21 protein-coding genes (1 of these 21 running past the window's edge) are annotated in these 26,080 nt (G+C 36.6%); 14 read left to right on the top strand and 7 right to left on the bottom strand.

Annotated features, from left to right (window positions below; all coding sequences use genetic code 11):
- The 5 genes from IGK91_RS12780 to gor form a co-directional block, all read left to right on the top strand.
- Positions 1-7, top strand: the end of a protein-coding gene (locus IGK91_RS12780) for a CtsR family transcriptional regulator (protein WP_010737205.1). The gene continues 464 nt to the left of window position 1, outside the view; only the last 7 of its 471 coding nucleotides appear in the window; the start codon falls outside the window, past its left edge; it ends in the stop codon at positions 5-7.
- Between the two features lie 6 nt (positions 8-13).
- Entirely contained in the window at positions 14-2,494 is a 2,481-nt protein-coding gene (locus IGK91_RS12775) for an ATP-dependent Clp protease ATP-binding subunit (RefSeq protein ID WP_010737206.1), read from the top strand.
- Between the two features lie 192 nt (positions 2,495-2,686).
- On the top strand, positions 2,687-3,610 hold the full coding sequence (locus IGK91_RS12770; RefSeq protein ID WP_104325190.1) for a peptidase U32 family protein: 924 nt from the start codon (positions 2,687-2,689) through the stop codon (positions 3,608-3,610).
- Between the two features lie 18 nt (positions 3,611-3,628).
- Positions 3,629-4,870, top strand: coding sequence for a peptidase U32 family protein (locus IGK91_RS12765; RefSeq protein WP_010720714.1), 1,242 nt, complete (start codon positions 3,629-3,631; stop codon positions 4,868-4,870).
- A gap of 171 nt (positions 4,871-5,041) precedes the next feature.
- Positions 5,042-6,388 carry a glutathione-disulfide reductase gene (gene gor, locus IGK91_RS12760; RefSeq protein ID WP_010737208.1) on the top strand — a complete coding sequence of 449 codons (1,347 nt, stop codon included), beginning with the start codon at positions 5,042-5,044 and terminating at the stop codon, positions 6,386-6,388.
- A gap of 109 nt (positions 6,389-6,497) precedes the next feature.
- Here gor and IGK91_RS12755 read toward each other — a convergent pair whose 3' ends face one another.
- Entirely contained in the window at positions 6,498-7,931 is a 1,434-nt protein-coding gene (locus IGK91_RS12755; RefSeq protein ID WP_202605304.1) for a helix-turn-helix domain-containing protein, read from the bottom strand.
- 371 nt (positions 7,932-8,302) lie between these two features.
- Here IGK91_RS12755 and IGK91_RS12750 point away from each other — a divergent pair, with 371 nt between their 5' ends.
- The 4 genes from IGK91_RS12750 (at position 8,303) to IGK91_RS12735 (ending at position 14,124) form a co-directional block, all read left to right on the top strand.
- Complete coding sequence (locus IGK91_RS12750) at positions 8,303-9,346, top strand: helix-turn-helix domain-containing protein (protein ID WP_228012175.1); 1,044 nt, start codon at positions 8,303-8,305, stop codon at positions 9,344-9,346.
- 29 nt (positions 9,347-9,375) lie between these two features.
- On the top strand, positions 9,376-12,051 hold the full coding sequence (locus IGK91_RS12745) for a lysozyme family protein (RefSeq protein ID WP_430605308.1): 2,676 nt from the start codon (positions 9,376-9,378) through the stop codon (positions 12,049-12,051).
- A gap of 102 nt (positions 12,052-12,153) precedes the next feature.
- Positions 12,154-13,038 carry a hypothetical protein gene (locus tag IGK91_RS12740; protein ID WP_010737219.1) on the top strand — a complete coding sequence of 295 codons (885 nt, stop codon included), beginning with the start codon at positions 12,154-12,156 and terminating at the stop codon, positions 13,036-13,038.
- A gap of 33 nt (positions 13,039-13,071) precedes the next feature.
- On the top strand, positions 13,072-14,124 hold the full coding sequence (locus tag IGK91_RS12735) for a hypothetical protein (protein WP_223603385.1): 1,053 nt from the start codon (positions 13,072-13,074) through the stop codon (positions 14,122-14,124).
- A 98-nt stretch (positions 14,125-14,222) separates the two neighbouring features.
- Here IGK91_RS12735 and menA read toward each other — a convergent pair whose 3' ends face one another.
- From menA to pplA, 3 genes are all read right to left on the bottom strand, one after another.
- A complete protein-coding gene (menA, locus tag IGK91_RS12730) occupies positions 14,223-15,176 on the bottom strand; it encodes a 1,4-dihydroxy-2-naphthoate polyprenyltransferase (protein WP_010737221.1) in 954 nt (317 codons plus the stop codon).
- Between the two features lie 12 nt (positions 15,177-15,188).
- Positions 15,189-16,289: an FAD:protein FMN transferase gene (locus IGK91_RS12725; RefSeq protein WP_081123408.1), complete on the bottom strand. Its 1,101-nt coding sequence runs from the start codon at positions 16,287-16,289 to the stop codon at positions 15,189-15,191.
- Positions 16,290-16,464: 175 nt separating this feature from the next.
- Entirely contained in the window at positions 16,465-17,394 is a 930-nt protein-coding gene (pplA, locus tag IGK91_RS12720; protein ID WP_010720695.1) for an extracellular electron transfer flavoprotein PplA, read from the bottom strand.
- A 300-nt stretch (positions 17,395-17,694) separates the two neighbouring features.
- Here pplA and IGK91_RS12715 point away from each other — a divergent pair, with 300 nt between their 5' ends.
- The 5 genes from IGK91_RS12715 to IGK91_RS12695 all read left to right on the top strand — a co-directional run bounded on the left by IGK91_RS12715 (position 17,695) and on the right by IGK91_RS12695 (position 22,761).
- Positions 17,695-19,632, top strand: coding sequence for an NAD(P)/FAD-dependent oxidoreductase (locus tag IGK91_RS12715; protein WP_034866462.1), 1,938 nt, complete (start codon positions 17,695-17,697; stop codon positions 19,630-19,632).
- 135 nt (positions 19,633-19,767) lie between these two features.
- A complete protein-coding gene (locus tag IGK91_RS12710) occupies positions 19,768-20,178 on the top strand; it encodes a NusG domain II-containing protein (RefSeq protein WP_010737224.1) in 411 nt (136 codons plus the stop codon).
- A gap of 12 nt (positions 20,179-20,190) precedes the next feature.
- A complete protein-coding gene (locus tag IGK91_RS12705; protein WP_010720692.1) occupies positions 20,191-20,757 on the top strand; it encodes a Gx transporter family protein in 567 nt (188 codons plus the stop codon).
- A 22-nt stretch (positions 20,758-20,779) separates the two neighbouring features.
- A complete protein-coding gene (locus IGK91_RS12700; protein ID WP_010737225.1) occupies positions 20,780-21,769 on the top strand; it encodes a polyprenyl synthetase family protein in 990 nt (329 codons plus the stop codon).
- Positions 21,770-22,518: 749 nt separating this feature from the next.
- Positions 22,519-22,761 carry a hypothetical protein gene (locus IGK91_RS12695; protein WP_010737226.1) on the top strand — a complete coding sequence of 81 codons (243 nt, stop codon included), beginning with the start codon at positions 22,519-22,521 and terminating at the stop codon, positions 22,759-22,761.
- Positions 22,762-23,298: 537 nt separating this feature from the next.
- Here IGK91_RS12695 and birA read toward each other — a convergent pair.
- The 3 genes from birA to IGK91_RS12680 all read right to left on the bottom strand — a co-directional run bounded on the left by birA (position 23,299) and on the right by IGK91_RS12680 (position 26,068).
- Positions 23,299-24,261 carry a bifunctional biotin--[acetyl-CoA-carboxylase] ligase/biotin operon repressor BirA gene (birA, locus tag IGK91_RS12690; protein ID WP_010737228.1) on the bottom strand — a complete coding sequence of 321 codons (963 nt, stop codon included), beginning with the start codon at positions 24,259-24,261 and terminating at the stop codon, positions 23,299-23,301.
- A 96-nt stretch (positions 24,262-24,357) separates the two neighbouring features.
- Positions 24,358-25,161 (bottom strand): ABC transporter ATP-binding protein, encoded by an 804-nt coding sequence (locus IGK91_RS12685; RefSeq protein WP_010720688.1) that lies wholly within the window; start codon positions 25,159-25,161, stop codon positions 24,358-24,360.
- Entirely contained in the window at positions 25,154-26,068 is a 915-nt protein-coding gene (locus IGK91_RS12680; protein ID WP_081123407.1) for an ABC transporter permease, read from the bottom strand. The genes IGK91_RS12685 and IGK91_RS12680 overlap by 8 nt, the downstream gene beginning before the upstream one ends.
- Between the last annotated feature and the right edge of the window lie 12 nt (positions 26,069-26,080).

Here is a 26,080-nt window from a genome sequence, read left to right as displayed (position 1 = left end):
GAAGTGAAGATGAATGGAAGAACTTTTTACGCAAAGAGCACAATTAGTATTAGAAATTGCACAAGATGAAGCAAAAAAGTTTAAGCATCAGTCTGTTAGTTCTGAGCATATTTTGTTGTCATTGGTTATTGAACCGAATGGAATTGCTGGGAAAGTACTACGTGAAGTTGGATTAACTGAAACAGACATCTACGAAGAGATTGAGCATTTGATTGGCTACGGTACAATGACTTCATATCCTCAAGGAACCTTTTTACCTTATTCGCCACGCATGAAACAAATTTTTGCATTGGCAAATAGTGAAGTAAGAAAAATGGGTGCTCAAAAAGTGGGAACGGAACATATCTTGTTGAGTATGCTAAGAGATGAAAGTATCATGGCTACTCGGATGATGATCAATTTGGGAATCAGTTTAACGAAAGTCCGACAATCTTTGAAACAAAAAATGGGCATAAAAAATGATAGCCGTAATAATAGTATCCGTCGTAAAAACCCACAAGAAAAGCGTCAAATGGTAAAAGGTACTCCAACGTTAGATTCTTTAGCAAGAGATTTGACGAAGTTAGCGAGAGACGGAAAACTTGACCCAGTTGTTGGGCGTTCAAGAGAAGTAAAACGCTTGATTCAAATACTTAGTCGCCGAACTAAAAACAATCCTGTATTAGTAGGGGAACCTGGTGTTGGTAAGACAGCGATTGCTGAAGGTTTAGCCCAAAAAATCGTGATGGGTGAAGTTCCTGAAGAGATGCAAGAAAAACGCTTGATGATGTTAGACATGGGGTCTTTAGTAGCGGGAACAAAATACCGTGGAGAATTTGAAGACCGTATGAAAAAGGTGATTGACGAAATCTATAACGACGGTCAAGTCATTTTATTTATTGATGAGTTGCATACCTTGATTGGTGCCGGTGGTGCAGAAGGGGCAATTGATGCATCTAATATTTTGAAACCTGCTTTAGCTCGTGGAGAATTACAGACGATTGGTGCTACAACGTTAGATGAATATCAAAAGTACATTGAAAAAGATTCTGCCCTTGAACGACGCTTTGCTCGAATTCAAGTAGATGAACCGACACCTGAAGAAGCAGAAGAGATTTTACGTGGTCTTCGTTCAAGATATGAAGAGCATCATGGTGTAGAAATCACTGATGATGCGATAAGAGCTGCGGTTCATCTTTCTGTACGCTATATCACTTCTCGTCAATTACCTGACAAAGCAATCGATTTGATTGATGAGTCAGCTGCTAAGGTACGCTTAGATAAAACAGATGATCTTTCGGAATCTACAGTAATTAAGTTGGAAATCGAACAATTAGTCAAAGAAAAAGAACGAGCAATCCAAAAACAAGACTTTGAAATAGCAGCACAATTGCGAAGACAAGAAAAAGCATTACACAAAAAATTAGTAAAACTATTGATACTAGAAGAAAAGCAGGAAAATGGTTATGCTGATCGTGTGACTGAAGAAGATGTAGCCACAGTCGTTTCTGAATGGACAGGTGTTCCATTACAACAACTGGAAAAGAAAGAAAGTCAGCGTTTATTGGAATTAGAAGCACTTTTACATGAACGTGTTGTTGGACAAGATGAAGCAGTCAAAGCAGTATCAAGAGCAATTCGTCGGGCTCGTAGTGGGTTAAAAGATCCAAATCGACCAATTGGCTCCTTTATGTTCTTAGGACCTACAGGAGTTGGTAAAACGGAACTTGCCAAAGCTTTATCGGAAGTGATGTTTGGGGACGAGAATTCCTTGATTCGGGTTGATATGTCTGAATTTATGGAAAAATACAGCACGAGTCGGTTGATTGGGTCACCTCCGGGCTATGTTGGGTATGATGAAGGTGGACAATTAACAGAAAAAATTCGACAAAAGCCCTACTCTGTCATCTTATTAGATGAAGTAGAAAAAGCCCATCCAGATGTATTTAATCTGTTATTACAAGTACTAGACGATGGCCATTTAACAGACTCTAAAGGTCGGAAAGTTGATTTTAGAAATACGATTATGATTATGACTTCCAATATTGGTGCAACCCAAATTCGAGAAGAAAAAAACGTTGGCTTCAATGTCCAAGACATTACCAAAGATCATAAAGCCATGCAAAAGCGTATTTTAGAAGAATTAAAGAAAACATTCCGTCCAGAGTTCTTGAACCGGATAGATGAAACAGTTGTCTTCCATTCATTAAGCAAGGATGAAATCCATTCCATTGTTCAAATTATGAGTCGAGCAATCGTCAAACGTTTGAAAGAACAGGATATCCAAGTGAAGATCACTCCGGCAGCAATAGATGTGATCGGAAAAGCTGGTTTTGATCCTGAATATGGCGCTCGTCCAATACGAAGAGCGTTGCAAAAAGAAATAGAAGATCGTTTAAGTGAAGCATTATTAGGTGGAGAAATCCATTTAGGCGATCAAGTGACAGTGGGAGCCTCCAAAGGAAAAATCACTTTGAATGTACGTCTTCCAAAAAAGTATGTAGTTGAATCATAGGAGTTAAAAAAGAAGTGAGAGAATTTTGTTCCACATAACGATTGAAGGTTATGGGCAAAAGGCTCTCACTTTTTTATTTTTTTTACTTTTTTTCTTGTGAATTTAAATTCAAAAATCCACCAATAAATGTAAGAAGTGTTGGCAACTTTTTTAAGCTATGCTACTATTATGGAGTTGTAGGAGGAGGAAATGATGATCGAAATCATAACTACGGTAGAAACTTTTGAACAAGCAAAAGAATTACTTGAAGCAGGAACAGATACTTTGTATTTTGGCGAGGAACTATTTGGTTTGCGATTACCTGCGTCGTTTACAAGAGAAGAACAACGTCAATTAGTTGAATTGGCGCACACATATGGTAAAAAAGTAAATATTGCGATGAATGGGATTATTCATCCTGAAAAAATGAAAAAAGTACCTGAATATCTACAATTCCTGAAAGAAATTGGGGTAGATCAACTGATAGTAGGTGATACAGGTATCATATATACCATGAAGAAACATCCAGAATGGCGTATTCCCTACATTTTTGATGCAGAAACGTTAGTTACTAGTGCTAGACAAATCAATTTTTGGGCGAAAAGAGGAGCTGTTGGAGCTGTTTTAGCTAGAGAAGTTCCTTTTGAAGAAATGAAAGCCATGGAAGAAAAACTAAATGTTCCGGTAGAAATTCTAGTGTATGGTGCTACTTGCATTCATCAATCAAAACGTCCTTTATTGCAAAATTATTATCATTTTACCAAACAAGAAGAGCGAGTAGATCGTGATCGGGGATTGTTTATTTCAGAACCTAAGAAAGACGACACACATTATTCCATCTATGAAGACACTCATGGGACCCATATTTTTGCCAGCAATGACATCAACCTGTCAAAAGAATTAGGGTTATTGTATCAACATCAGTTCCGTACATGGAAACTTGATGGTTTATTTACCCCAGGAGAAAATTTTGTAAAAATTACCAAAGCATTTGTGGAAGCGAAAGAACAAATCCTTGCAGGTACTTGGAATGAGGAAAGTGCTGAAATATTAAGCAAAAAGATAAGTGAATTACATCCTCAAAATCGTGAATTAGATACTGGCTTCTTCTATATTGATCCTGAAGCCATCAAGTAAGGAGTATGACGAGAAAAAATGACAACAAAAAGAAAATTGAAACGACCCGAAGTCTTAGCTCCAGCTGGGACACTTGAAAAATTAAAGACAGCGATTCATTATGGCGCAGATGCAGTCTATATTGGCGGAAATGCTTATGGACTAAGAAGTCGCGCAGGTAACTTTACCTATGAAGAGATGGCTGAAGGCGTAGCTTTTGCAAAAGCACATAACGCAAAAGTATATGTTGCTGCAAATATGGTGACACATGAAGGAAATGAAGAAGGTGCTGGAGAATTTTTCCGTCAATTACGTGATGTCGGAATTTCTGCCGTAATTGTTTCAGATCCAGCGCTGATTGAAATATGTGCGACAGAAGCACCGGGCTTACCGATCCATTTATCGACACAAGCATCTGCCACTAACTTTGAAACTCTTGAATTTTGGAAAGAAGAAGGATTAGAGCGTGTCGTTTTAGCTCGTGAAGTTTCTATGGAAGAAGTGGCTGAGATTCGTAAAAATACGGATGTGGAAATTGAAGCCTTTATCCATGGTGCGATGTGTATTTCTTATTCTGGCCGTTGTACCTTATCTAATCACATGTCAATGCGTGATGCTAATCGTGGGGGCTGTTCACAATCTTGTCGTTGGAAATATGGATTATTTGATATGCCTTTTGGCCAAGAAAGAAATCATCTGACAGAAAACGGCGAAATAGAAGAAGAATTTTCAATGAGTGCAGTAGATATGTCGATGATCGAGCATATCCCGGAATTGATTGAAAATGGGGTAGATAGCTTTAAGATTGAAGGAAGAATGAAATCAATCCACTATGTCTCTACAGTTTCTAATGTTTATAAAGCTGCGGTCGACAGTTATATGGAAGACCCTGAAAATTATGTCTGCAAGCAAGAGTGGATTGATGAGTTATGGAAAGTGGCACAACGGGAACTTGCTACAGGATTTTATTACAATACACCAACAGAAAATGAACAATTATTTGGGGAACGTCGTAAGATCCCTGTTTATAAATTTGTAGGTGAAGTAATGTCTTATGATGAAAAAACCAAAATTGCAACGATCCGTCAACGAAATCTATTTTCTGTGGGAGATGAGATCGAATTTTATGGTCCAGGATTCACTCATTTTAGCCAAACGGTTGAGGTAATGTACAATGAAGAAGATGAATCCATTGACCGGGCACCAAATCCGATGATGATTTTAACTATGCCAGTGACACAACCTGTAAAACCAGGAGATATGATTCGGAAAAGAAAATAAAAGCATACGCTAATCAATCCAATAAAAATAAAGCATCAAAGTTATATTATCTGTTTAAACGTGTTAAACTTATTTTTTGTAAGGATAAAAACAGTAGAGAAGAAATTTTTCTTGAAAATTTATCCAAAGTAAGAAGAAAAGCAAGCATCTTCTTAAATTAGGAGGCATAGCATGAAAACGTATGATTATATAGTTATCGGTGGTGGTTCTGGAGGGATCGCCTCTGCGAATCGTGCCGGAATGCACGGTGCAAAAGTTTTATTAATTGAAGGAAATGAACTTGGTGGGACTTGTGTGAATGTTGGTTGTGTACCCAAAAAGGTAATGTGGCAAGCCAGCACGATCCTAGAAACAATGGAACGAGATGCTTCAAGTTATGGGATCCAAGCAGATGTAAAAAAAGTAGATTTTAGAGAGTTAGTTGAAAAGCGTGAGAAATATATTGACTTTTTACATGGTGCGTATCAACGTGGCTTGGATAGTAATCAAGTGGATGCAATTAAAGGATATGCTACCTTTATAGACAGTCAAACCGTGGAAGTAAATGGGGAAACCTATCAAGCAACAAAAATTCTGATTGCAACTGGTGGTAAGCCTAGCAAAATGACGATCCCTGGTGGCGAATATGCAATTGATTCAAATGGCTTCTTTGAGATGACAGAATTGCCAAAACGGACAATTGTTTTAGGAGCAGGTTATATTGCCGCAGAACTTTCTGGTGTTTTACACGGGCTAGGTAGTGAGGTAATGTGGGCGTATCGAAAAGAACGTCCATTACGAACTTTTGATAAAATGCTATCTGATAACTTAGTTGAGATGTATCAAGAAGCTGGGATCAAAACTTACGCTGGACATATAGCTAAAGAAATCATCAAAAACGACAATGAGTATACAGTTGTATTTGAAAATGGTGAACGACTCTCTGGTGATTGTGTATTGTTCGCAGGTGGTCGAGTGCCTAATACCGATCAATTAGGATTAGAAAATACCCAAGTAAAATTAGATGAACGTGGTTTTATAAAAGTTGATAAATATCAAAATACCACAGATCCACATATTTTTGCGGTGGGAGATGTGATCGGTAAAATTGATTTGACACCAGTGGCAATTGCTGCAGGTCGACGTTTATCTGAACGGCTATTCAATGGGAAAGAAAATTCTTATCTAGACTATCACTTAGTACCAACAGTTGTATTTACCCATCCACCGATTGCAACGATCGGTGTAACAGAAGATGAAGCATTGGCTACCTATGGAAGTGATCAGATCAAAGTTTATCGTTCACGATTTACACCTATGTATTTTGCATTGAATGACTATCGACAAAAATGTGAGATGAAATTGATTTGCGTAGGAGAAGAAGAAAAAATCATTGGCTTACATGCAATTGGTATTGGTGTCGATGAAATGTTACAAGGCTTTGCTGTTGCAATTAAAATGGGCGCGACAAAAGCAGATTTTGATGATACGGTCGCTATCCATCCAACTGGTGCAGAAGAGTTTGTTACTATGCGATAGAAAGTATAACTATAGTGCGAGTCCAAAGTTAGTTTTTAGACTAACTTTGGACTCGCACTATATTTTTATGCTGTGATACCGATGTTAAACGAGCAATGATGTAACTCCCTTATGCATAAAGAAGTTCTTTTAGGTTGCTCCAAAAAGCAGAAGTGGGAATTTTTGATATTTTTAACATATTAGTCGAGATCTTTGTTTGATTTAGCTCGATATCAGTTAAAATTAGGTCATATTGATTGATTTTCACATAATCAACAGAGAAAATATTTTCTTGATACATATCAATTTTATATAACGACGGAAATTTTTTTAACAGCAGTTGTTTATAGAAAGACAAAATCCGTTCTTCCTGATAAGAAACAATGACGATGGATAAATGTTTTTTATAAGGAAGGAGTGTTGATAATAATTGTGGAGATAATGTAATCAGTTCTAAAAATAATTCTTCATAAAGTAATTGGTTTTCTTTGATTTCAGTCAAACCGGCTTGTTCGATTGAATTTTCATAAGCTGATAATAGTTTTTCTGATTCTTTGATAAATGTTTGTGATAAAAGATCTATGTATGTCGTCTTAAAGGATTGCAATCGTTCATTAAAATGGATAAAGTCATTTAGTCTTTGTATGTCGTTAGGAGATAAGGTAATATCTATGCCCATATAACGATAAAAACTATGAACTAAATTTTGTAATTTCTTTTGCTCCATTAATTCATCATTTTTTGAATTAAAAAAATATAAATGACTATATGAACTTAATAGGTTATGGACATTTGACTTTGTAATACTAAAATTATATTTCTTTTCAATGATCGAACAAAGAACGGTACTTTTTGTCAATAAGTCAAAAAATAATCGTTCACTTTCGGTTTCTTTTTTTAAAGGGTAATCAATTATGTGTCGTTGTCCGATACGAATAATGGACGTATAAAAATAGTAACTATTTAAAATTAACTTATATGTACTTACTGAAGAAAACGTATGGTTTTTATTATGATAACGTTGTAACAAGTCAAATATATAGTCAAAATGTGGTAGTTGCTGCGGGGTATAAATTTCACGAAACATGCTACAAAAAAAATGCCGTATAAAACTTTCGTCACCTGTAATTTGTAACTGAGAAGCAACTTTGATCATGATTGGCCAGTTTCTTTCAGAAAAATATTCATTGATTTTAAAAATAATTCGCCGAATACTGGTTTCACTTAAAAATAATGTTTCAGCGAGTTTTGACAAAACAGGTTCATTAATAAAAATCGTTTTTAAGATTTGAACGTTCGTAGAATGATTTAGTATTTTTTTGATTAAGTCTTCCAGATTCATATCATTAGGCATTTTTAATGTTATGATTTGATACTGATCAATTTTAACGACAACAGGTGAATAGGTGTGGTTAAAAAAAACAATGTCACTTAATAATGTTTTTTTTGTCACATTTAATTGCTTTGTTAGCGTGTTGCACTCAATTGATGACATACCCAGAAGTAATGCTAACTTGACTTGTCTTTCTGAAGTTTTTTCCAGTATATTAAGTTCTTTCATCATCATTTTGGATTTCAAAATCTTAGAAATCGCTTCCTCCCACCTTTCTCTTATGGTATATAAATTATTTTATCATATATTTTTGTTATGTTAGTGTTTTTTTTATAAATTTCTATACTTGTTTTTTATTAACTTTATAGTAAATCGTTAATGGTTATTTGTTACATTGGTTATTATTGTATTTAGTTATTGTTATTTAAAAAATGGAATAGATATATTCTATATGATTGGATTTTTAAATTTTATATTTTAACACAATTCAAATATTTTTGAGAACTTAAATTTCTAAAACTAGAAAAAAACATACGGGAAATTAAAGGAATTGACTGTACGATACTCTTACATGATGTTTAATAGAAGGGAGTTTTGTACTTATGGGGTTACTTGAAAAGCAATTAGAAAGGCAAGTTACCTTACTTTATTTGTTAAATACTAGGTCTTCCAATCTTAACAAACTAGCAAGGAAGCTGACAATTACCGATAAAACACTAATTGCTGATATTGAACACTTCAATGATTCCTATTTTCCTGTTCATATTGAGGTAAATAATCACAAAGAAGTGAGTTTGACGATACCGAACAATGTCAATTTAGATGATATTTTTGTAAAAATACTGAATAATTCAATTAATGTCAAAATACTAAAATACATAGTCATATACGAACCAACACTAACTGAAATTTCTCAATCTTTATTTTTGAGTAAAACAAGTATTCGCAGGATTGTGTCAAAAATAAACAATTATTTTTATACAGAGACCATAAATATTCAGATCGATTTACAAGCAAAATTAATGGTAGTTGGCAATGAAACGGAAATTAGACGTTTATTTGCATGCATGTTTAAAGAGATGTATCGAATACAAGAGTTTGCTTATTTTGATTCTATCTATCAATTAATACGTAGGTGTCTCAAAGCACAAAATAAAACGGCTAGTGCTCCTAAAATTATTTATTCGGTGTATTACATTTTTCTTTCGATCATTCGTATAGGTCACAAACACTTTGTACCGGAAGATGAGTTGGAGAATAAAGAAATGGTTGTCACTGAGCTTTTAACAGTAATTCAAAAAGATACGGTCTTTACAACGTTGATGAGTCAAAAATATAAGTTTAATGTAACTAGAAATAATGTAGCAAATGTCTTAAGTTCCTATTTCGGCTTGCTCTTTACAACAGATACTAATCGCCAGACAATCATGCCTAAGAAAATTGAAACTTTTCTTACTCATTTTTATTATTTACTTAATATTGAAGGATCGGTCAGTAAAAGAACCATCGACTACTTATCTGATTTTATCAATTTTTATAAAGAATTAATGATCTTTAAAGTCAGTTATGCGGATATATTTTATCAAAAAGTGATGCAAAACAATCCTAAGATTTGGCAAGCGTATCATCATTCCGTAAAGTTTTAGGCCTAAAACGCAAAAATGATCAAAAAAAAGTGCGACAGGAATTACGATCTGATTCAAAAAGTCAGAATAACATCCAGGGAACAAAACAGTCGACAGATCAACCAAAAGTGAATATGCAAAAGAAACAGCTAAAAAAAGAACAGTTAAAAAAAGTAGCAGAAGAAACAAAAAAAGGCAATTTGGTTGCTCGTTCTTCTAAGGATAGTACCCCTTACAGCTACACTGCTTACAAAGATCAAAAAGGATTTGCACCTCAAGATTCAGTGAAATCCACCAAAAAAAAATGGTACAATATTTTTGGTAAGGGTAAAAAGACGAAAGTTGTCTATGTAAATCCTACAAAAGGCGTCGGCAAAAAGGGTGGGTTCTTCAAGAAATTTCTAGGTAAAAAAAAATCAGCGTCAAAATTTTTAGATATGGCTCAAAAGCTGTCACCAAAAGGGCAAGCAAAAGAAGCGGCTATGAAAATGCTTGGTGGGCGAGATGAAAAGGGAGATTTAACGATTATCGGGATCCTCATTACGCTGATTTTTTTAGTGATTACAATCAAGGCGCTATTGATCATCGCGATAGTTATCGTTATACTGGCGATCATTCTCGTGGTAATCTCGGTTGTTTTAGCGATTTGGACTTTTATTGTCGCCTTGTTCACATTGAAAACAGAAGATATGGCGATCGCTGAAGCATTTGAGTATATTTCCTATTTGGATGCCTCTAAAAATAGAGATGTTTATAATCGTTACAATCAATTAGTTGAAGAACATGATGAAGTTTATTTTGAAGTGAATGGAATGGTTGCCGATCCGGAACAATTTTCGTTTGCTTCAAATGGGGATAACTATATCTATTACTTAAATGCCAAATATGAAAATTATAATATTAAAAATAGTGCGCTTCCTAATTATCTGAAACGACTAAAAGACCAAACATCCATGAGTCCTCCATTATATATGTCTTTTTATGCCCAGTTTAAAGATAAGTATTCACCAATGGAGGAAGAGCCAGTTAAGATTGCAAAAGTAGAAGATGAACTTCGCGCAATCCATGATGGCACTTTTACATACAAAGTCGAATTTGAAGAAGATAAAGATACAGAAGAAAAAGTTAAAGACAAAGAAGAAGACAAAGAAGAAAAAGACAAAGACAGCGTCACGCTGAATGTCAAAGTACAAACGATTGCTGAATTTCTTGATTTAGATCCTCAAATCGAACTCTATTCAAACAATAAAGTGATAGGAACGATCTCAGCATTCTCACAAGATGAAATCGATAAATATTATCCTGTGTTAGAAATCGATCGTTTTCAGGATAAGATTTTTATGGATAATCCTTTAGGGAAAGTTTCGTATGCTTCTGTTATTGGTAATTATGGTTATCGCGGTCGGGACGATGCCAATATGAATGATGAAATAATCATTGATGCGAAACCACAAACGCCTGTCTATGCCACATCAAACGAGAAGGTAACAGAGATCAGTACGCGTACGGCTCGAGATCTAAATGGGAAAAAGCAAACGACAACAAGTATCAAAACGGAAACAGGGAAATACCAAGCTTATTATATTAATGTGACGCCGATCATACGTGAAGGAGCTTCTTTAGAAAGCGGAGATTTGATTGGTTACACAAGTGACAAATTTGACGGTAATTTATTGATGATCATGAAAGAAAAACGAATCTTCCTCTACCGCAATCCAGAAATCAATCCGACAATTTTTATTGAAAATTTGGTTTATGGAAATCGTACGAAATTAAGTCAGTATGATCGAGAACAATCGCAAGGTGAGCTTATTTATCCACCTGAAAAAGTGGTTCAATGGCGAGAAAAAGTAGTAACAGAAGCAAAAAAACAGAACATTGAATCATTTACCAATGTCATACTATCTATAATCTGGGTAGAAAGTGGTGGGGATGGTGAAACCGTTCCGGATATTATGGGAATTGCTAAAGCACAAAATTTGAATCAAACGATCAACCCAGAAAAGTCAATTGAATTAGGTGTAGCTTATTTTGCAAATTTAATAAGAAAAGCACAAATGTATCAATTAGGTAACTTAGCAGCGATCCAAGCTTACAATTATGGGGAAGACTATTTGGACGAGTTGATCCGTACAGATAGTAAATATACATTTGAGCATAGCAAAGCTTATGCGCAAGAAAGAAGTAATGGGGAAGTTGTTTCTTATAATAAGGGCGTGGCTTTAGATCTTGGCTATAACTGGCGTTACGCATTTGGTGATATGTTCTATGCACGCTTAATTTCTTACAACCTCTCAAACTCTACTGGCAAGTTGGTAGAGGTGGCAACTAAAGAAATCGGTACGTTAAATGACAATAAATATTGGGAGTGGGCTGGCTATGAGAGCCGAATGGAGTGGTCTGCGATCTTTGTTACTTGGGTAGCAGAACAAGCAGGATATCTCAGTCAAGGTCGTGTACCGAATACTGTAAGACCGTTAGATATGTTCAATTGGTACAAAAAGAATAATAAATTCAAAGCCACTGATATAGGCTATATCCCGCAACCAGGGGATTTGATTTTCTTTGATTGGAAAGGTAATAAAACGGGGAAAGACCAAGTGGGGATCGTCGAATTTACAGGTGGAAATACGATTCAAGTAATTGAAGGTAATTCAGAAAATATGGTTCGAAGAAGAACCTATACACTCGATCATTCAGCAATCTCTGGATATGGGGTGCCTTAATCTTTCGACTAGCTAGTTAATGATTCATTAGTCAATTCGTGAAAAGTAAAGGTGGTGAGTAATTCCTAAAAATAACGAAAAGCTTTATTTTTAGGAAAAAATATGATCAAAAATTTTTTAGAAACCAAAACAGGTAGAAATTTTTTAATAGGGGTAACAGTTTTTTTCGTTGTGGTCTTGGGTTTGACAAGCTATTCATTGTTCTCAAACACAGCCAATCGGGAAGAGACGACTAAAAAAGGTCAGACAGAAGAAACAGCGGAAAGTAAGGAACGATTAGGAGAATACAGTGCCACTACTTATAGTGGTAAATGGTACTCCAATCGAAGTGACGAAATGGTACTAGAATTAAAAACCGACGGGACCTATCGTGCTTCTTCTTGGCTAGCAGCTGGTAAATATTACTTAGTCGATAACGGGTATTTAGTGCTAGAAGATAAAGAAGGAACCATGAAAAAACTCAAATTACAATCACGTATGGGAAGTACAATCTTTTATTTAAAAGAAGATAAAGAAGAAATCTACTTCTATCCAAATGAAGAAGTTAAAGTCAAAATGGAAGAAGAAATCACCGAACAAGCAGAAGCAGCACAACAAGTGATTTCACAAGCTTGGTTAGACGTCTTACAACAAGGCGCATGGGAAAATACGAATACCGATCGAACATTTACATTAGAATTTAAAGACGGTAAGTTAATCCAGAAAAAAATCGAAGAAGACAAAACGGTTAATGAGCTCACTTATGATTATCGTGTTGTCACCGTCAACCCAGATCAAGACGGTGCAGTATTTGTCATCACGAAAATCGACGATAACGGTAGAAAAGAAGAAGTTTCTTTCTCTATTGGAGAAAAAGGCTCGAAATATGCCCTAAGAGGCGACCCTGGTTCATTTAATTGGATTACGATATACGAGAAAGAATACGAAGCGGTATCTCCCACTCAAGATGGGACCACACGTGAAGAAGCAACGAAAAAGAATGTCTGATTCAGATGAAAAATAAGAAGGAGGTGAAAATATATGATGGAACCGGGAACGGAAAGAGAACTAGATTATACCGAAAGACTCTTTAAAAAGATGCCAGGATGGGCTGTTACTGCGACACTTTTTATTGGAAGAATGCTAATACGCGTAGGTCGAGCTGGGAAAAAATTATGGAATAAACGGAAAGAGAATCAACAACGAGCTTTTCTTACTCAACTATGTGAAGGAAAAAACGGTAGTGAAATAGAAAAAATAATAAAAGCAGATCCTAAACTAGCTAAATTAATCGAACCGAAAAAGAGAGGGTTGATTGGGCGAATAATTGATAAAGTGAGAGGTATTACGCCAGAAGCTAGGCAAGATAAATGGAAAGATAAACTACTTCAACAACCACTTCATAAATTTGATAAGAACCTATTAAAACCACTCATGAATGAGAATGAGGTCATTCGCGATAAAGTCCTAAGTGAGAACAGATTCTTGGGTTCGATTGATCCAAATGCAAGAAAAGTTTATCAAGCCACTCTAAAAGATACAACTAATCAGAGAGCTTTCGTTACGCAACTATGTGCAGGGAATCCAGAGGTAGTAAAGGCACTAGAAAAACAAAACTCTCCATTACTTAAATTAAACGGTCCGAAAAAAAGAGGCTGGCTTGGGCGAAAGATTGATGAAGTGAGAGGTATTACGCCAGAAGCTAGGCAAAGAGAATTGCTCCAACAACCACTAAAAAAATTTAATAAGTTAGCATTAGAAGACCTCATAACTAGAGATGATACTAAGGTAATTGAAGATCGAGTCAATAGTCATATCAAATTCAAGAGTTCGATTGATCCAGTTGCAAGAGCAGAGTATAAAACTCATTTAATAGATGCAAAGATACAGGCTCAAAATGCTAAAAAGGGAGTGAGCGCACTTGACGTCGGTAATACCATGTCTCGTAAAGGAGAACTAAGTAAGCTTACTGATCTTACGAAACATGCAATACCACAGGCTAAAAGACTAACTGCACAAAACCAACGAATAATCGGCGGCAATACACTAACGAAAGGTTTACAGGGACAGCTTTTGCAAGCACCTGTAAGGTAAAAGATTAGCATTCTAAGATAACTTAAAATTAACCCATGAAGTCACAGCTTTTCATTGACTTCATGGGTCTTATTTTTATTTGAAAAATCAATGGATCTCTAAACATAAGACAACAGAATACTGCAAAGTAAGCCCAATGCATAACTACTGTTGAACAAGATCATATTTTTGATGGCATAGCTAAAACTGATGGGGTGAGGCAAGGATTGTTTGAATTGTTGCAAGTTACGATAGATCGTTGGTAATGTGAGAAAAGTCAACAAGATTGGCCACTGGTAGACATGGCTCAATAGTCCAATCAAGACGACCAGATAACAAGCATACATCAATAACTGGAACAACAATTGTCCAATGGGACGCCCAATATAAAAAACTAAAGTATAGCGATGATTTTCGATATCTCTTTCTAAGTCCCGTAGGTTATTAGCTAACATGATATTGGCAATCGTAAAAACCAAGGGGAGTGAAGCTAGGATGATCGTTAGGATACTCCAAATGTTTCCTTCTAAACGGAAGGTTCCTGTCTGAAAAGAAAGAATCAGATCAAATACTTTCGTACTGTAAGTATTGATGTAAATGACCATGGCAAAAATTCCCAACCCCATTGTTACACCGCTGAAAATTTCCCCTAAAGGCATTCGTGATAAGGGAATGGGCCCAAAGGTATAAAAAATGCCAATGAAGCAACAAGTAGCGCCCATCAATAATAATAAAATCCCAGTTCTAGCGGTTAGGATTACACCAATCAGTAAGACAAAGAAAATCATTCCTAGGATCATTTTTTGGATCAGTTTTGGTGAGATGCCAGTTCGTCCAATTACGTTTTCTTGGTATTTATAAGTTTTCGAATGGGCTTTTTGGTAGTCCATATAGTTGTTGATTGCTGTAGTTGCTAAATCAAAAACCAACATACCAATAAAAAACAACCCTGTATTAAGCCAATGTATTTCATGAAAAAAAGCGATAGAGAATAAAACCCCTATCGCAAAAGGAAATACACTAGCCACCTTTGTTCGTAGTTCTACTACTTCTAAAAAGATCTTTAGTGTCATAGTTCATACTCCTTATTTCAATTCAGAACGATTGCCCATCGTATATTTAGAATCTTTGTCCAAAACGAAAGTATCTTTGATCGGATCGGTCACGTATACTTTGTTTTCTTTGGTAACAAAAATGGCTTCCGTTCCATCATTCAGTTCACTTTCGACGTATTCCAATCCTTTTTTCACACCCATTGAAAAGACAGCTGTCGACAAGCCATCACCATCAATTGATTTATCTGTGATGATTGTAACACTAGCAATATCATTATCAAAAGGATAACCAGTATCTGGATCAAATAGATGATGATATTTTTTACCATCTACTTCTAAATAACGCTCATAGATGCCAGAAGTCACTAATGTTTTGTTCCGTTCTTTGATCGTCCCTAAAACAGAACCACGTGCTAGATTCGGATCTTGGATACCAACTGTCCAGTCTTGATCTTCACCACGTGGGCTATGACCTAAAACATAGACATTTCCACCTAAGTCAACGATAGCAGTCGTTACACCTTGCTGTTTTAACACTTTGACAACTTCATCTGTGATATAGCCTTTAGCAATGGCTCCAAGATCGATGATCATGCCTTTTTCTTTCAGATAAACAGTTTTGTCTTTATCGTTCAGCTCAATTTTATGGTAATCAACCAGCTTTAATGCTTGATCGATTTCTTCTTGGGCCGGTTTTCTCGCATCGTCAAACCCAATACGCCATAATTGAGTAACAGCACCGATTGCCATGTCAAAACCACCTTGTGAATCTTGACTATATTCATAAGCACGTTTTAGTAACGTGTAGATATCATCAGAAACCTTTACTGGCTTGATACCCGCTTGTTGGTTCACTGCGTCGATTTCGGAACCCTCCTGATTGATCGTGATTTTATCACCTAGTTCTTTGACCCGAGCAAAGGCAGGTTTTAATGCTGCTTCTTTGCCTTCATCATAGATTCGAATCCGAACATAAGTCCCTAATAAGAACTGTTCATCAGAATAAGGTTCTTGTAAAATTTTGGTGGTCGTTTTGCTCTCAGAGGTCGTTTGTTTCGTCGCTGTGCTGCAAGCTGCTAACGTGAACAAACTTAAAAAGGCTACGAGAGAGAGTAATCGTTTCTTTAACATGTGTTTCCTCATTTCATTAGTGGAAGGGACGGTTGCTGAGAAATCAAAAAGTGTACTTTGAGAAATAAGCCGAAACATCACAAAAATTTTTCAAAGAAAAATTTTGGACATCTCGGCTTGGATCTCAAAGAAACAACTTGTGCAATCGTCTCTTCCACGGATAATTATAGAAAATTTATTTTGTTACGATATTGTCAACTTGAATTGTTTGAGTGTCGCCTTTTTCAGCAGCATTCACTAATTGTTGTGCATACATTACAAATGAATGTGAGCTGTGAGTCGCACCAGTAACAACTTCAACATCTGCAGGTGAGCCATCTTCTTCGCCCATTGCTTTGACAAGTTCATCGTTCAATTCAGGGATGTAAGTCTCTGGAGACGTACCACTTTTTGCTTTCATATTTTTGTTGTAGTCAGCATCGTCTTGTTTTGAGTTGCCGTCTTTGTCGACATAGTCAAATTTAGATTCAGATACTTTACCATCAGCGACTGTCATTTCAAATTGTACACGGTAACCATTAGAATAGTTTTTCTCTTCTAATTTGTATGTGCCATCTTGAAGATCTGCACCGTTATTGATTTCAATTGTATCAGTATTACCAGCTTGAGCAGCTTGGATCAATTGTTGTGCATAGTTTTGGAAGCTTTCTGAAGAATGAGTTGCACCAGTAACAACTTCAACTCCACTTGCGCTTTGTGCTTCGACTAATTGTTCATTCAATTGTGGAATGAATTTTTCTGGGCTAGTACCAGCTTTTGCTTCCATGTTTTTGTTGTATTCTGTATCTTTGGTTTTAGACTCGCCATTTTCGTTGATGTTGTCATATTTAGATTCAGTGATTTTGCCGTCTTTGACAACCATTTCGAAGACTGCACGATAACCGTTAGAGTAATTTTTTTCTTCTAATTTATAAGTACCATCTTGTAACTCGCCGCCAGCAACGATTTGTGCTGAGCTTTCAGTTGTTTTTGTTTCTGATGTCTTAGCAGTTGAAGCTTCTGTTGAGCTGTTAGAGCTTCCGTTATCATCCGCACCACAAGCACCTAACATTAAAGCTGAAAAAGCTAATACAGCAAATCCAGTAATAAAACGTTTTTTCTTCATTTTACTCCCACCGTTTCCTTTTTTAGTACACAATATTCTTTGTGATTCATTATACATTCTAATGAAAATCAGCCATAAGTCAACCGTTTTCGTCAAATAACTAGTGTAATCTTTAAACCGTTTTCTTTCTGTAAATTTCGTGAAAAAGAGCTTAACCACAAATTTTTAAAAATAATGAAAATGAGTTAGACAAAAGGGAATAACATCTATATAATGTATAAAGATTGTGTAATAGGTAGCAAACTAATACAAATGTTAATCATTTCAAATAAAGGATTACCAATAAGGAGCGGATGAACAATGACAAAGCAAAATATTGTCGTTGTGGGTGCAGGTTATGCCGGGGTATCAGCAACAAAATACTTGGCAAAAAAACTTAAAAAAGAAGATGTGACAATCACTTTGATTGATCGTCATTCGTACCACACGATGATGACAGAATTACACGAAGTTGCAGGTGGACGGGTTGAACCAGAAGCAATCCAATATGATCTACAGCACTTGTTTGCTCGACAAAAAAATGTTCAATTAGTGACAGATACGGTCACTGGTATCGATAAAGAACAAAAAGTTGTGAAAACAAAATTAGGCACTTACCCATTCGATCAGTTGATCTTGGGAATGGGGGGAGAACCAAATGACTTTGGGACTCCTGGAGTAAAAGAAAACGGCTTTACCTTATGGTCATTTGAAGATTCAGTTAAAATACGTGAACACATTGAACGTACCGTGGCAAAAGCAGCTTTAGAACCTAACGATGCGTTACGTAAAGCAATGCTGACGTTTGTGGTCTGTGGTTCAGGATTCACCGGAATCGAAATGATTGGTGAATTGATTGATTGGAAAAAACGTTTGGCTAAAGACTACAAATTAGACCCAAGTGAAATTACATTGATGGTTGTAGAAGCAATGCCGACGATTTTAAATATGCTGGATCGTAATGATGCAGCCAAAGCAGAGCGCTATTTAAAGAAACATCAAGTAGAACTACTATTGAATGCACCAATCGTGGAAGTAGCGAAAGACCATATCAAGTTAAAAGATGGTCGTCAGATTCCTACCCACACATTGATCTGGACAGCTGGTGTCAAAGGAACTTCTGATGCTGCTGATTTTGGCTTAGAGTCCGCTCGTGGTCAACGTTTGGTAGCGAATGAATATATGCAGGCAAAAGGATATGAAGATAAAAACATCTATATTATCGGAGACTTGGTTTTCTATGAAGAATTTCCTGGAACACCAACGCCACAAATCGTTCAAGCGGCTGAACAAACAGGTCATACAGCAGCAGCCAATATCGTAGCTGCCATCAAAGGCGGCGAAAAGCATAAGTTTAAAGGAAACTATCAAGGTTTCATGGTATCGATCGGTGCCAAATGGGGCGTTGCCAATTTATTTGATAAGATCCATTTAAGTGGTTTCTTAGCGATTGTGATGAAACACATCGTCAATTTGAAATATTTCTTTGATATTCGTTCTGGCTATTATATGTTCCAATACATGATGCACGAATTCTTCCATATCAAAGACGATCGTAATGTGACACGTGGCCATTCTTCCCGTTATGGAAATGTCTTATGGAGTGTGCCTTTACGAGTGTTCTATGGTCTGGTTTGGTTTATCGAAGCCTTCAAAAAAATTGTTGGTGATGGTCAAGTGTTGAAACCAAGTACTTGGTTTGGTGAAGGTTCATGGTTTACAGGTAACAGCGTGTTCCCTTGGACTTGGGAATACAATGTGACCGATGTAGCAAGTGGGGCTTCCGCTGCTGGCGATGCAACAACAGCAGCTACTGGTGCAGCAACCAGTGGTGCAGGAGAAGCTGCGACACAAGCTACTCACTTTGGTCTAAGTTATGCTTATGGTGAACAGCCTATGGCCGTGATTGAAAAATCACCAGACTGGTTCACGAAAATGATGCAAGTGATCATGCCAAATAATGATGTAGCAATGTTTTTCCAAAAATTCATGGTATTCTTTGAAATTGCTTTAGCACTCGCTTTGATTGCTGGTTTATTTACCTGGTTATGTAGTGCAACGACCATTGTTTTAGTGATTACTTTCTGTCTATCTGGAATGTTCTACTGGGTAAACATCTGGTTTATCTTTGTTGCTTTTGCATTGATGAACGGTTCAGGTCGTGCAATTGGTCTTGATCGCTGGGTGATTCCATGGTTACAAAAAACACTAGGCAATTGGTGGTATGGGAGACCTAAATCCCGATATGGATCAAAATAAAAAATTAGCCTAGAGCTTAAACTGAACAATTTGAGAATAATGGCTGATTGAAGAAAGTTCTGGGGAAACCTAGGACTTTCTTTTGTTTCATGCTAAAATTGGAGAACAGTTCAGCAAGAGGAGGCGTGCGAAAAGATGAAAGAATTTATCAAGAAAAGTTTGCTTAAACCTTGGGATATTTTCATTATCGTTCTTTTGATTGCTCTTTCTTTTTTACCCATCATCGTATTTAGTTATCAACAAGACAATGTAGCTCCTGATAAAGAAGCTGTACTACGCGTTGATGGTGATGAAATCAAAACCTTCCCATTAGTAGCTGGGAGTAAAAAATATACGTATACTTATGAAGATCCACATGGTGATTATAATTTAATCGAAGTTGATGGCGACAAGATACGCATAAAAGAAGCAGATTGTGGCGATCAGATTTGTGTGAGACGAGGGTGGGCTTCTAAGAATGGCGAAACGATTGTTTGCTTGCCTCATAAATTAGTGATCGAGGTTCGGTCAACAGATGGGAGTGACAAAGATGGTCTGATCTATTAGGCTATCCACACCATGACAAAATTACAAAAAATGATTTATATATCTTTACTAGTGGCGCAAGGAGTCATCATTGGATTAATTGAGAACATGATCCCATATCCTTTTTCATTTGCTCCTGGAGCAAAGTTAGGACTTGCTAATTTGATTACCATTGTAGCGATTTTTACGATGAAAAAACGGGATAGTTTTTTATTGTTATGGCTTCGCCTATTTTTAACAACTTTGTTAGGTGGGACGATCTCTACCTTTCTTTATAGTATGAGTGGCGCGTTACTCAGCTATGTAGGAATGCTGTTAGTGAAACAGTTAGGTCCTAAGCGAGTCAGCATTATTGGAATCAGTGCAACAGGTGGCTTTATGCATAATGTCGGACAACTAGTGATGGCTTCGTTCATTGCTCAATCATGGACAGTCATGTTATATCTGCCGATTCTATCTTTCTTAGGTATTCTGTCTGGAATTGCGATCGGGATTGCAGCCAATTATTTGTTGCAACATGTACGTACATTACAACTTTTTCAAAGAGACTATGAGAAAGAACAAAAAGAGAAATGGCAACCGCTTTTTTTGAAAAAATAATGGTTATACAAGGAGTTTTTTTATGAAGCTACATCCAATGTGGAGTGAGTATCCAACTTTGAAAAACGAATTAAACGAGACGTTGAAAAAGATGGAAGATGTTGTCCGCTTAAAGAACAAGCCAGTCGAACAAGCAATCAAAGAGACGATTCATGCGGGAGGTAAACTGCTAAGACCTGCCTATCAATTGCTCTTTTCTCAATTTGGTCCAGAACAAGATCGTGAAAAGGCGATTGCGCTAGCTGCTTCGATCGAAATGCTTCATACCGCTACATTGATCCATGATGATATCGTTGATGAGGCAGATGTTCGACGTGGTCAGCCTAATTTACGTGGTCGATTTGGGAATACGGTAGCCGTTTATGCAGGAGACTATTTATTTGTTTGCTGTTTCAAATTACTTTCAAATTATTCTAATTCGCTAAAGAGCTTACAATCTAATTCTCGGAGTATGGAAAAAGTATTAGATGGTGAGCTTGGACAAATGGACGACCGTTACAATTATCATTTAACTGTGCCGGAGTATTTAGAAAACATCTCAGGGAAAACGGCCGAACTCTTTCAATTAAGTTGTTCAGTCGGAGCTTATGAAAGTGGAATGAATGAACGGTTTGCTCGAAAAGCAGGTTCAATCGGTTTAGCTGTCGGGATGGCGTTTCAGATCATTGACGATATCCTGGATTACACGAAAGATGCGGTCGATATCGGTAAACCAGTATTAGAAGATATGCGTCAAGGCGTGTATTCTCTACCATTGATTTACGCATTACAAACAGATAAAAAAGCAGAATTGATTGCATACTTGGATAAAAAAACTGAGTTGACACAAGAGGAAGCAGAAAGTGTTCGTCAGATTGTCAGGGAAGTCAATGGTGTGACAAAAGCCAAAAAATTAGCGGAAGATTACACAAAAAAAGCCTTAAAGGAAATTAGTAAGCTCCCTGATACAGCCTTTGATACACGTGAGATTCTTTTGTCAGTTACTGAGTTGATTTTAGATAGGGAAAATTAAAGAAAAATACCATAAATCAGCCGCTACAATGGCATATTCTATTTCAAGAATCAAGAAGTAAAAAGAGTAGGCATGTGATGGTTGAACTTGAGAACCTTATTGTTGAGGAATTGCTTCTTGAACGCCGTTTATTCGTTTTTAGATATACCAGAAGAGATTGAGGAAAGTTTTGGCTCAGTCTCTTTTTTATTTTAGAAAAATATTGGATCTATTTCAATCACGTTACTTCTTTATTTGGAAGATCGGTCTAAAGTTTATTCTTTAATTTTACCAATTTTTTTTATTTTTAGAAAAAATAGTTGTCAAAGAGTATTGAGAAGAAAGTATGCTAATAATAGATGCCAGTGAAATCAGAGGACTTTGCTGTTGCAGTCTGAAATTTACTTAACTTTAGGCATGTACTTATAAGTGAGACTTTGTATACACAGAAAGTCGCTATCTGTATAAAAGGAGGGATCAGACTATAGGTTACAATCTTTAACTGACTATTCGTAGTTTTGGGGGAAACGACGAATAGAATTTTGAATAACATTCAGCCGGTTTTCTATTTGGGAAATCGGTTTTTTTATAACTGGATGACAAATCCAAAAGATAAGAGTGAAAAAAAGAAATTTTAACGTGTATTATTCATTAAAACAACTATTTTGCGAAACAATCTTTCCTAATTTTGAAAATAATTGTTCTGGACCAAGACTAAAAATATGTTATATTCACTAGTGAAGAAATACAATTAGAAAGGAAGATGTTGAGTGAAAAAACGATTAACAACGGATTTAACCAGAGTAGATGTAAATAAGATTTTAACCCGAATGATCAGTAAAAAAAATCATTTCTCATTTGAAGATATTGAAAAAGAATGTCAAAAACCGTTAACCACGGCGGATAAATTTCTAATTAGGACACTTGTTGTCAAAAAATTTAAGCTGAATGTAGAATATCTTTCATCTAATCAGTTAAAATTTTATCGTGTAAACAAAGAAGCGTGTTTGTAAGTCCTTTTTGTACATAATAAAATTAAAAATGTTGCAATACCATACAAAATAACACAGACCTTAAAGAATAAGGTAAGATAGAACCAGAAAGAGAAAAGGAGGAGAGCTAGGAAAGAAAAAGTGTTGTTGTGTATGGATCAAGAAGCAGCATGTTTGATTGAACAAGATTTTGGGGAAATCCGTTTAATGAAACATTATATATTGGGGAAGCGACAAATAGTAAGTAGAAGTCATACTTATATGACAGAATAGCATCAGAAAAACAAACCTTTTATAGGTGGAAGTTTGTCTGTGGCTTTTGATTGAAACATTCGATACATCAGATCAATGATATTGCAGTTGTATAAAAAAGCACATAGAGGTTTAAAAATTGTGTAGCATTTTTGTTATGAACAGCAATAGCACATAGAATAACAACTTCATTTTACAACTCGCTAAATGAAGGGGCTATGAAGTATTCTGCGAGATCACATAAAAAAGGAACCACCATTGATGAAGAAAGGGATGGGCATTTTTGCCCATCCCTTTCTTTTTGACTTACTCAATGGAGGTTAAACTAATTTCGCCAGAAAAAAGAGTGAGAAATTGGTCTTCTATTTGTACGATCAACTCTCCATGTTCTCCGATTTCTTTAGCAATCCCAGTATAATGCTGCCCTTTTTGGGTAAATTGTACTTTTTTTCCAAGAACGAAAGACTTTTCACGATAAAGTGTTAAGTATTCGTCTGTGGGTTCTGAAAGATAGTGAAAGAAATTTTTCCAAATTTGACTAATCAATTGATTCCGTGTGATGGATTTCTGACCATCAGGGAAAAGAGACGTTGCTTTCTTTTGAATTGCTTCAGGAAACTGTTTTTGCGGGATGGAAAAATTTAGACCAATGCCAATAATGATCGAACTGATCCCGCCAGTTTCCATGTCACTGATTGCTTCAGATAAAATCCCGCTAATTTTTTTTCCATTTAAATAAAGATCATTGACCCATTTGATCGAAGGGTCTTTTTTAGTCAATTCTTGAATGGCTTTCACGCATGCACTTGCTGCAATAACTGTATACTGGGGCAATTCATCAAATCGTTGATTGGGATGGATCAATAAGCTCATATAAATACCTTGTCCAGGGGCTGCAAAAAAAGGACGTCCAAATCGGCCGTGTGCCTGTTCTTGGGTATCGGCGATAAAAAGAGCGGGTCCGATTTCTTTGGTTGCCGCAAGTTTAGCATCTTTCATCGTAGATTCTGATCGTTCTTGTACCGACACCGTCAAATCTGGTATCCAAGGTTCTAATGCTTGGCGAATTTCTTGGGCATCTAACACATCAGAAGGAAGATAACGGTACCCCTTAGCTTGATGCTCAAAATGATAACCTGTTTTTTCTAATTCTTTGATTGCTTTCCAAATACTGGTACGTGACACTTGTAATTGCTGTGCCATTTTTTCACCTGATAAAAAATCAGGAGATTCTTTTAATAGTTGGAGTACTTTATCTTTTGTCGTCATCCATTGCAACTCCTTTCATGTAGTATTGTATCAATAAGAAAGCAGAAAACAAATGAGAAATTTGTCAGTTGTTATGGAAGCGACAGCAGATGATTGCTAACTTAAAAGTACTTGGTCGTCTTTCAATGCAGCGCCACTATTTTGTTTGAACATTTCTAGTAGCTGAGGGACAGTCAAATGTTGTTTTTCTGCCTGTTGAATATCCACGACGATTTGCCCTTGGTGTAGCATGATCAATCGATTTCCGTAGCGGATGGCATCTTCCATATCATGGGTGACCATGAAAGCCGTCAAGTGCTGTTCGCTAATTAATTTGTCCGTTAGTTCCATCACTGTTTTTGAAGTTGCCGGGTCGAGGGCTGCAGTATGTTCATCTAATAAAATCAATTCAGGACGTTGTAAAGTAGCCATTAATAACGTGATCGCTTGACGCTGTCCTCCAGAAAGCAAGCCGATTTCAGTGGTCAAACGATTTTCTAACCCAAGATTCAAGCGTGCGAGATGTTCCTTGAAGAAGGAACGATCTTGCGGCTTGACTCCTCGGAAAAAGCCTCGTTTTTTGCCACGTTTCATTGCTAGTGCTAAATTTTCTTCCACCGTCAATCGGACAGCAGTGCCTAATTTAGGGTCTTGAAAGACACGACTGATTTCTTTGGAGCGAGCAACCACTGACTTTTTGGTGATATCTTTGCCATTCAATAAAATCTTCCCTTGATCCACTGGAAAAGAACCAGCAATACTGTTCAATAGTGTCGATTTACCTGCACCATTTCCGCCAATAATTGTTACGAAATCACCTTGTTTCAATGAGAGATTAACTCCTTTTAGCACATGGTTTTCATTGATGGTTCCTTTTTCAAACGTATGGTGGATAGATTGAAGTGTTAAAACATCAGTCATTGATAGATCCTCCTTTTGCTTTCGTACGCTTAGGTAACTTTAATTTTTGTTGGATTTGTGGAAAAGATAAACAGATAACCAGAACAAGTGCAGAAGCTAATTTTGAATCGCTTGGTTGAACGTTCAACTCAAAAACTAACGCTAAGATAAAACGATAGATCACGGCGCCTAAAATAATTGTCAATAATCGAAGAAGCAATGGTTGGTTTCGAAAGAGGACTTCAGCGATGATGATTGAAGCCAAGCCAATCACGATCGTACCGATCCCAGAGTTTAAATCAGCAAAGCCATTGTTTTGTGTAAGCAACGAACCAGATAGAGCAATACAGCCATTTGAAATCATATACCCAATGATTTTCATCGTATCGGTGTTGATGCCATTTGCTTCACTCATTGCTAAATTATCGCCAGTCGCTCGAATCGCCAACCCCGTTTCTGTCCGTAAAAATAAAACAAGCAACGTGACAACAATCAATGCGACAAGTAAGCCAGCAATCAATACAGCATTTTCTTTTGAAACACCGAGTGATTCTGCCCATGTAAAGACGTTTTTTTGTCCTAACAAAGAAAGATTAGGTGCGCCCATGATCCGTGAGGTAACGGAATATAAGCCAGTCATCGTGATGATTCCAGCTAGAAGTGCCGGAATTTTAAGTTTGGTATGGAGCAGTCCTGAAACTAAGCCAGCTGCTGCGCCTCCTAAAAATCCTAAGAGGCAAGCAACGATTGGGGAAAGTCCATTAGTGATACTGACAGCAGCAATCCCAGCACCTAAAGGGAAACTGCCTTCAGCTGTTAAATCAGCAATATCCAGAATACGAAAAGTAAGGAAGACACCGATTGCCAGTAGTGCCCAAAGCACGCCTTGTGAAGCAGAAGATAAAAAGATACTTATTAAATTAGTCATGATTGTCCTCCT

This window comes from Enterococcus sp. DIV1208, assembly GCF_050530455.1.
Lineage (GTDB): Bacteria > Bacillota > Bacilli > Lactobacillales > Enterococcaceae > Enterococcus_B > Enterococcus_B hirae.
The sequence above is the reverse complement of the archived record's forward strand: the minus strand, read 5'-3'. Positions and strand labels throughout refer to the sequence as shown.

Bases quoted from the DNA above. Each gene is read 5' to 3' on its own strand.
- IGK91_RS12775 (WP_010737206.1), top strand. From the start codon at position 14: ATGGAAGAACTTTTTACGCAAAGAGCACAATTAGTATTAGAAATTGCA.
- IGK91_RS12765 (WP_010720714.1), top strand. From the start codon at position 3,629: ATGACAACAAAAAGAAAATTGAAACGACCCGAAGTCTTAGCTCCAGCT.
- IGK91_RS12735 (WP_223603385.1), top strand. From the start codon at position 13,072: ATGATGGAACCGGGAACGGAAAGAGAACTAGATTATACCGAAAGACTC.
- IGK91_RS12715 (WP_034866462.1), top strand. From the start codon at position 17,695: ATGACAAAGCAAAATATTGTCGTTGTGGGTGCAGGTTATGCCGGGGTA.
- IGK91_RS12685 (WP_010720688.1), bottom strand. From the start codon at position 25,161: ATGACTGATGTTTTAACACTTCAATCTATCCACCATACGTTTGAAAAA.
- IGK91_RS12680 (WP_081123407.1), bottom strand. From the start codon at position 26,068: ATGACTAATTTAATAAGTATCTTTTTATCTTCTGCTTCACAAGGCGTG.
- IGK91_RS12740 (WP_010737219.1), top strand. From the start codon at position 12,154: ATGATCAAAAATTTTTTAGAAACCAAAACAGGTAGAAATTTTTTAATA.
- pplA (WP_010720695.1), bottom strand. From the start codon at position 17,394: ATGAAGAAAAAACGTTTTATTACTGGATTTGCTGTATTAGCTTTTTCA.
- menA (WP_010737221.1), bottom strand. From the start codon at position 15,176: ATGACACTAAAGATCTTTTTAGAAGTAGTAGAACTACGAACAAAGGTG.
- IGK91_RS12770 (WP_104325190.1), top strand. From the start codon at position 2,687: ATGATCGAAATCATAACTACGGTAGAAACTTTTGAACAAGCAAAAGAA.
- gor (WP_010737208.1), top strand. From the start codon at position 5,042: ATGAAAACGTATGATTATATAGTTATCGGTGGTGGTTCTGGAGGGATC.
- IGK91_RS12755 (WP_202605304.1), bottom strand. From the start codon at position 7,931: ATGATGAAAGAACTTAATATACTGGAAAAAACTTCAGAAAGACAAGTC.
- birA (WP_010737228.1), bottom strand. From the start codon at position 24,261: ATGACGACAAAAGATAAAGTACTCCAACTATTAAAAGAATCTCCTGAT.
- IGK91_RS12705 (WP_010720692.1), top strand. From the start codon at position 20,191: ATGACAAAATTACAAAAAATGATTTATATATCTTTACTAGTGGCGCAA.
- IGK91_RS12710 (WP_010737224.1), top strand. From the start codon at position 19,768: ATGAAAGAATTTATCAAGAAAAGTTTGCTTAAACCTTGGGATATTTTC.
- IGK91_RS12750 (WP_228012175.1), top strand. From the start codon at position 8,303: ATGGGGTTACTTGAAAAGCAATTAGAAAGGCAAGTTACCTTACTTTAT.
- IGK91_RS12725 (WP_081123408.1), bottom strand. From the start codon at position 16,289: ATGTTAAAGAAACGATTACTCTCTCTCGTAGCCTTTTTAAGTTTGTTC.
- IGK91_RS12700 (WP_010737225.1), top strand. From the start codon at position 20,780: ATGAAGCTACATCCAATGTGGAGTGAGTATCCAACTTTGAAAAACGAA.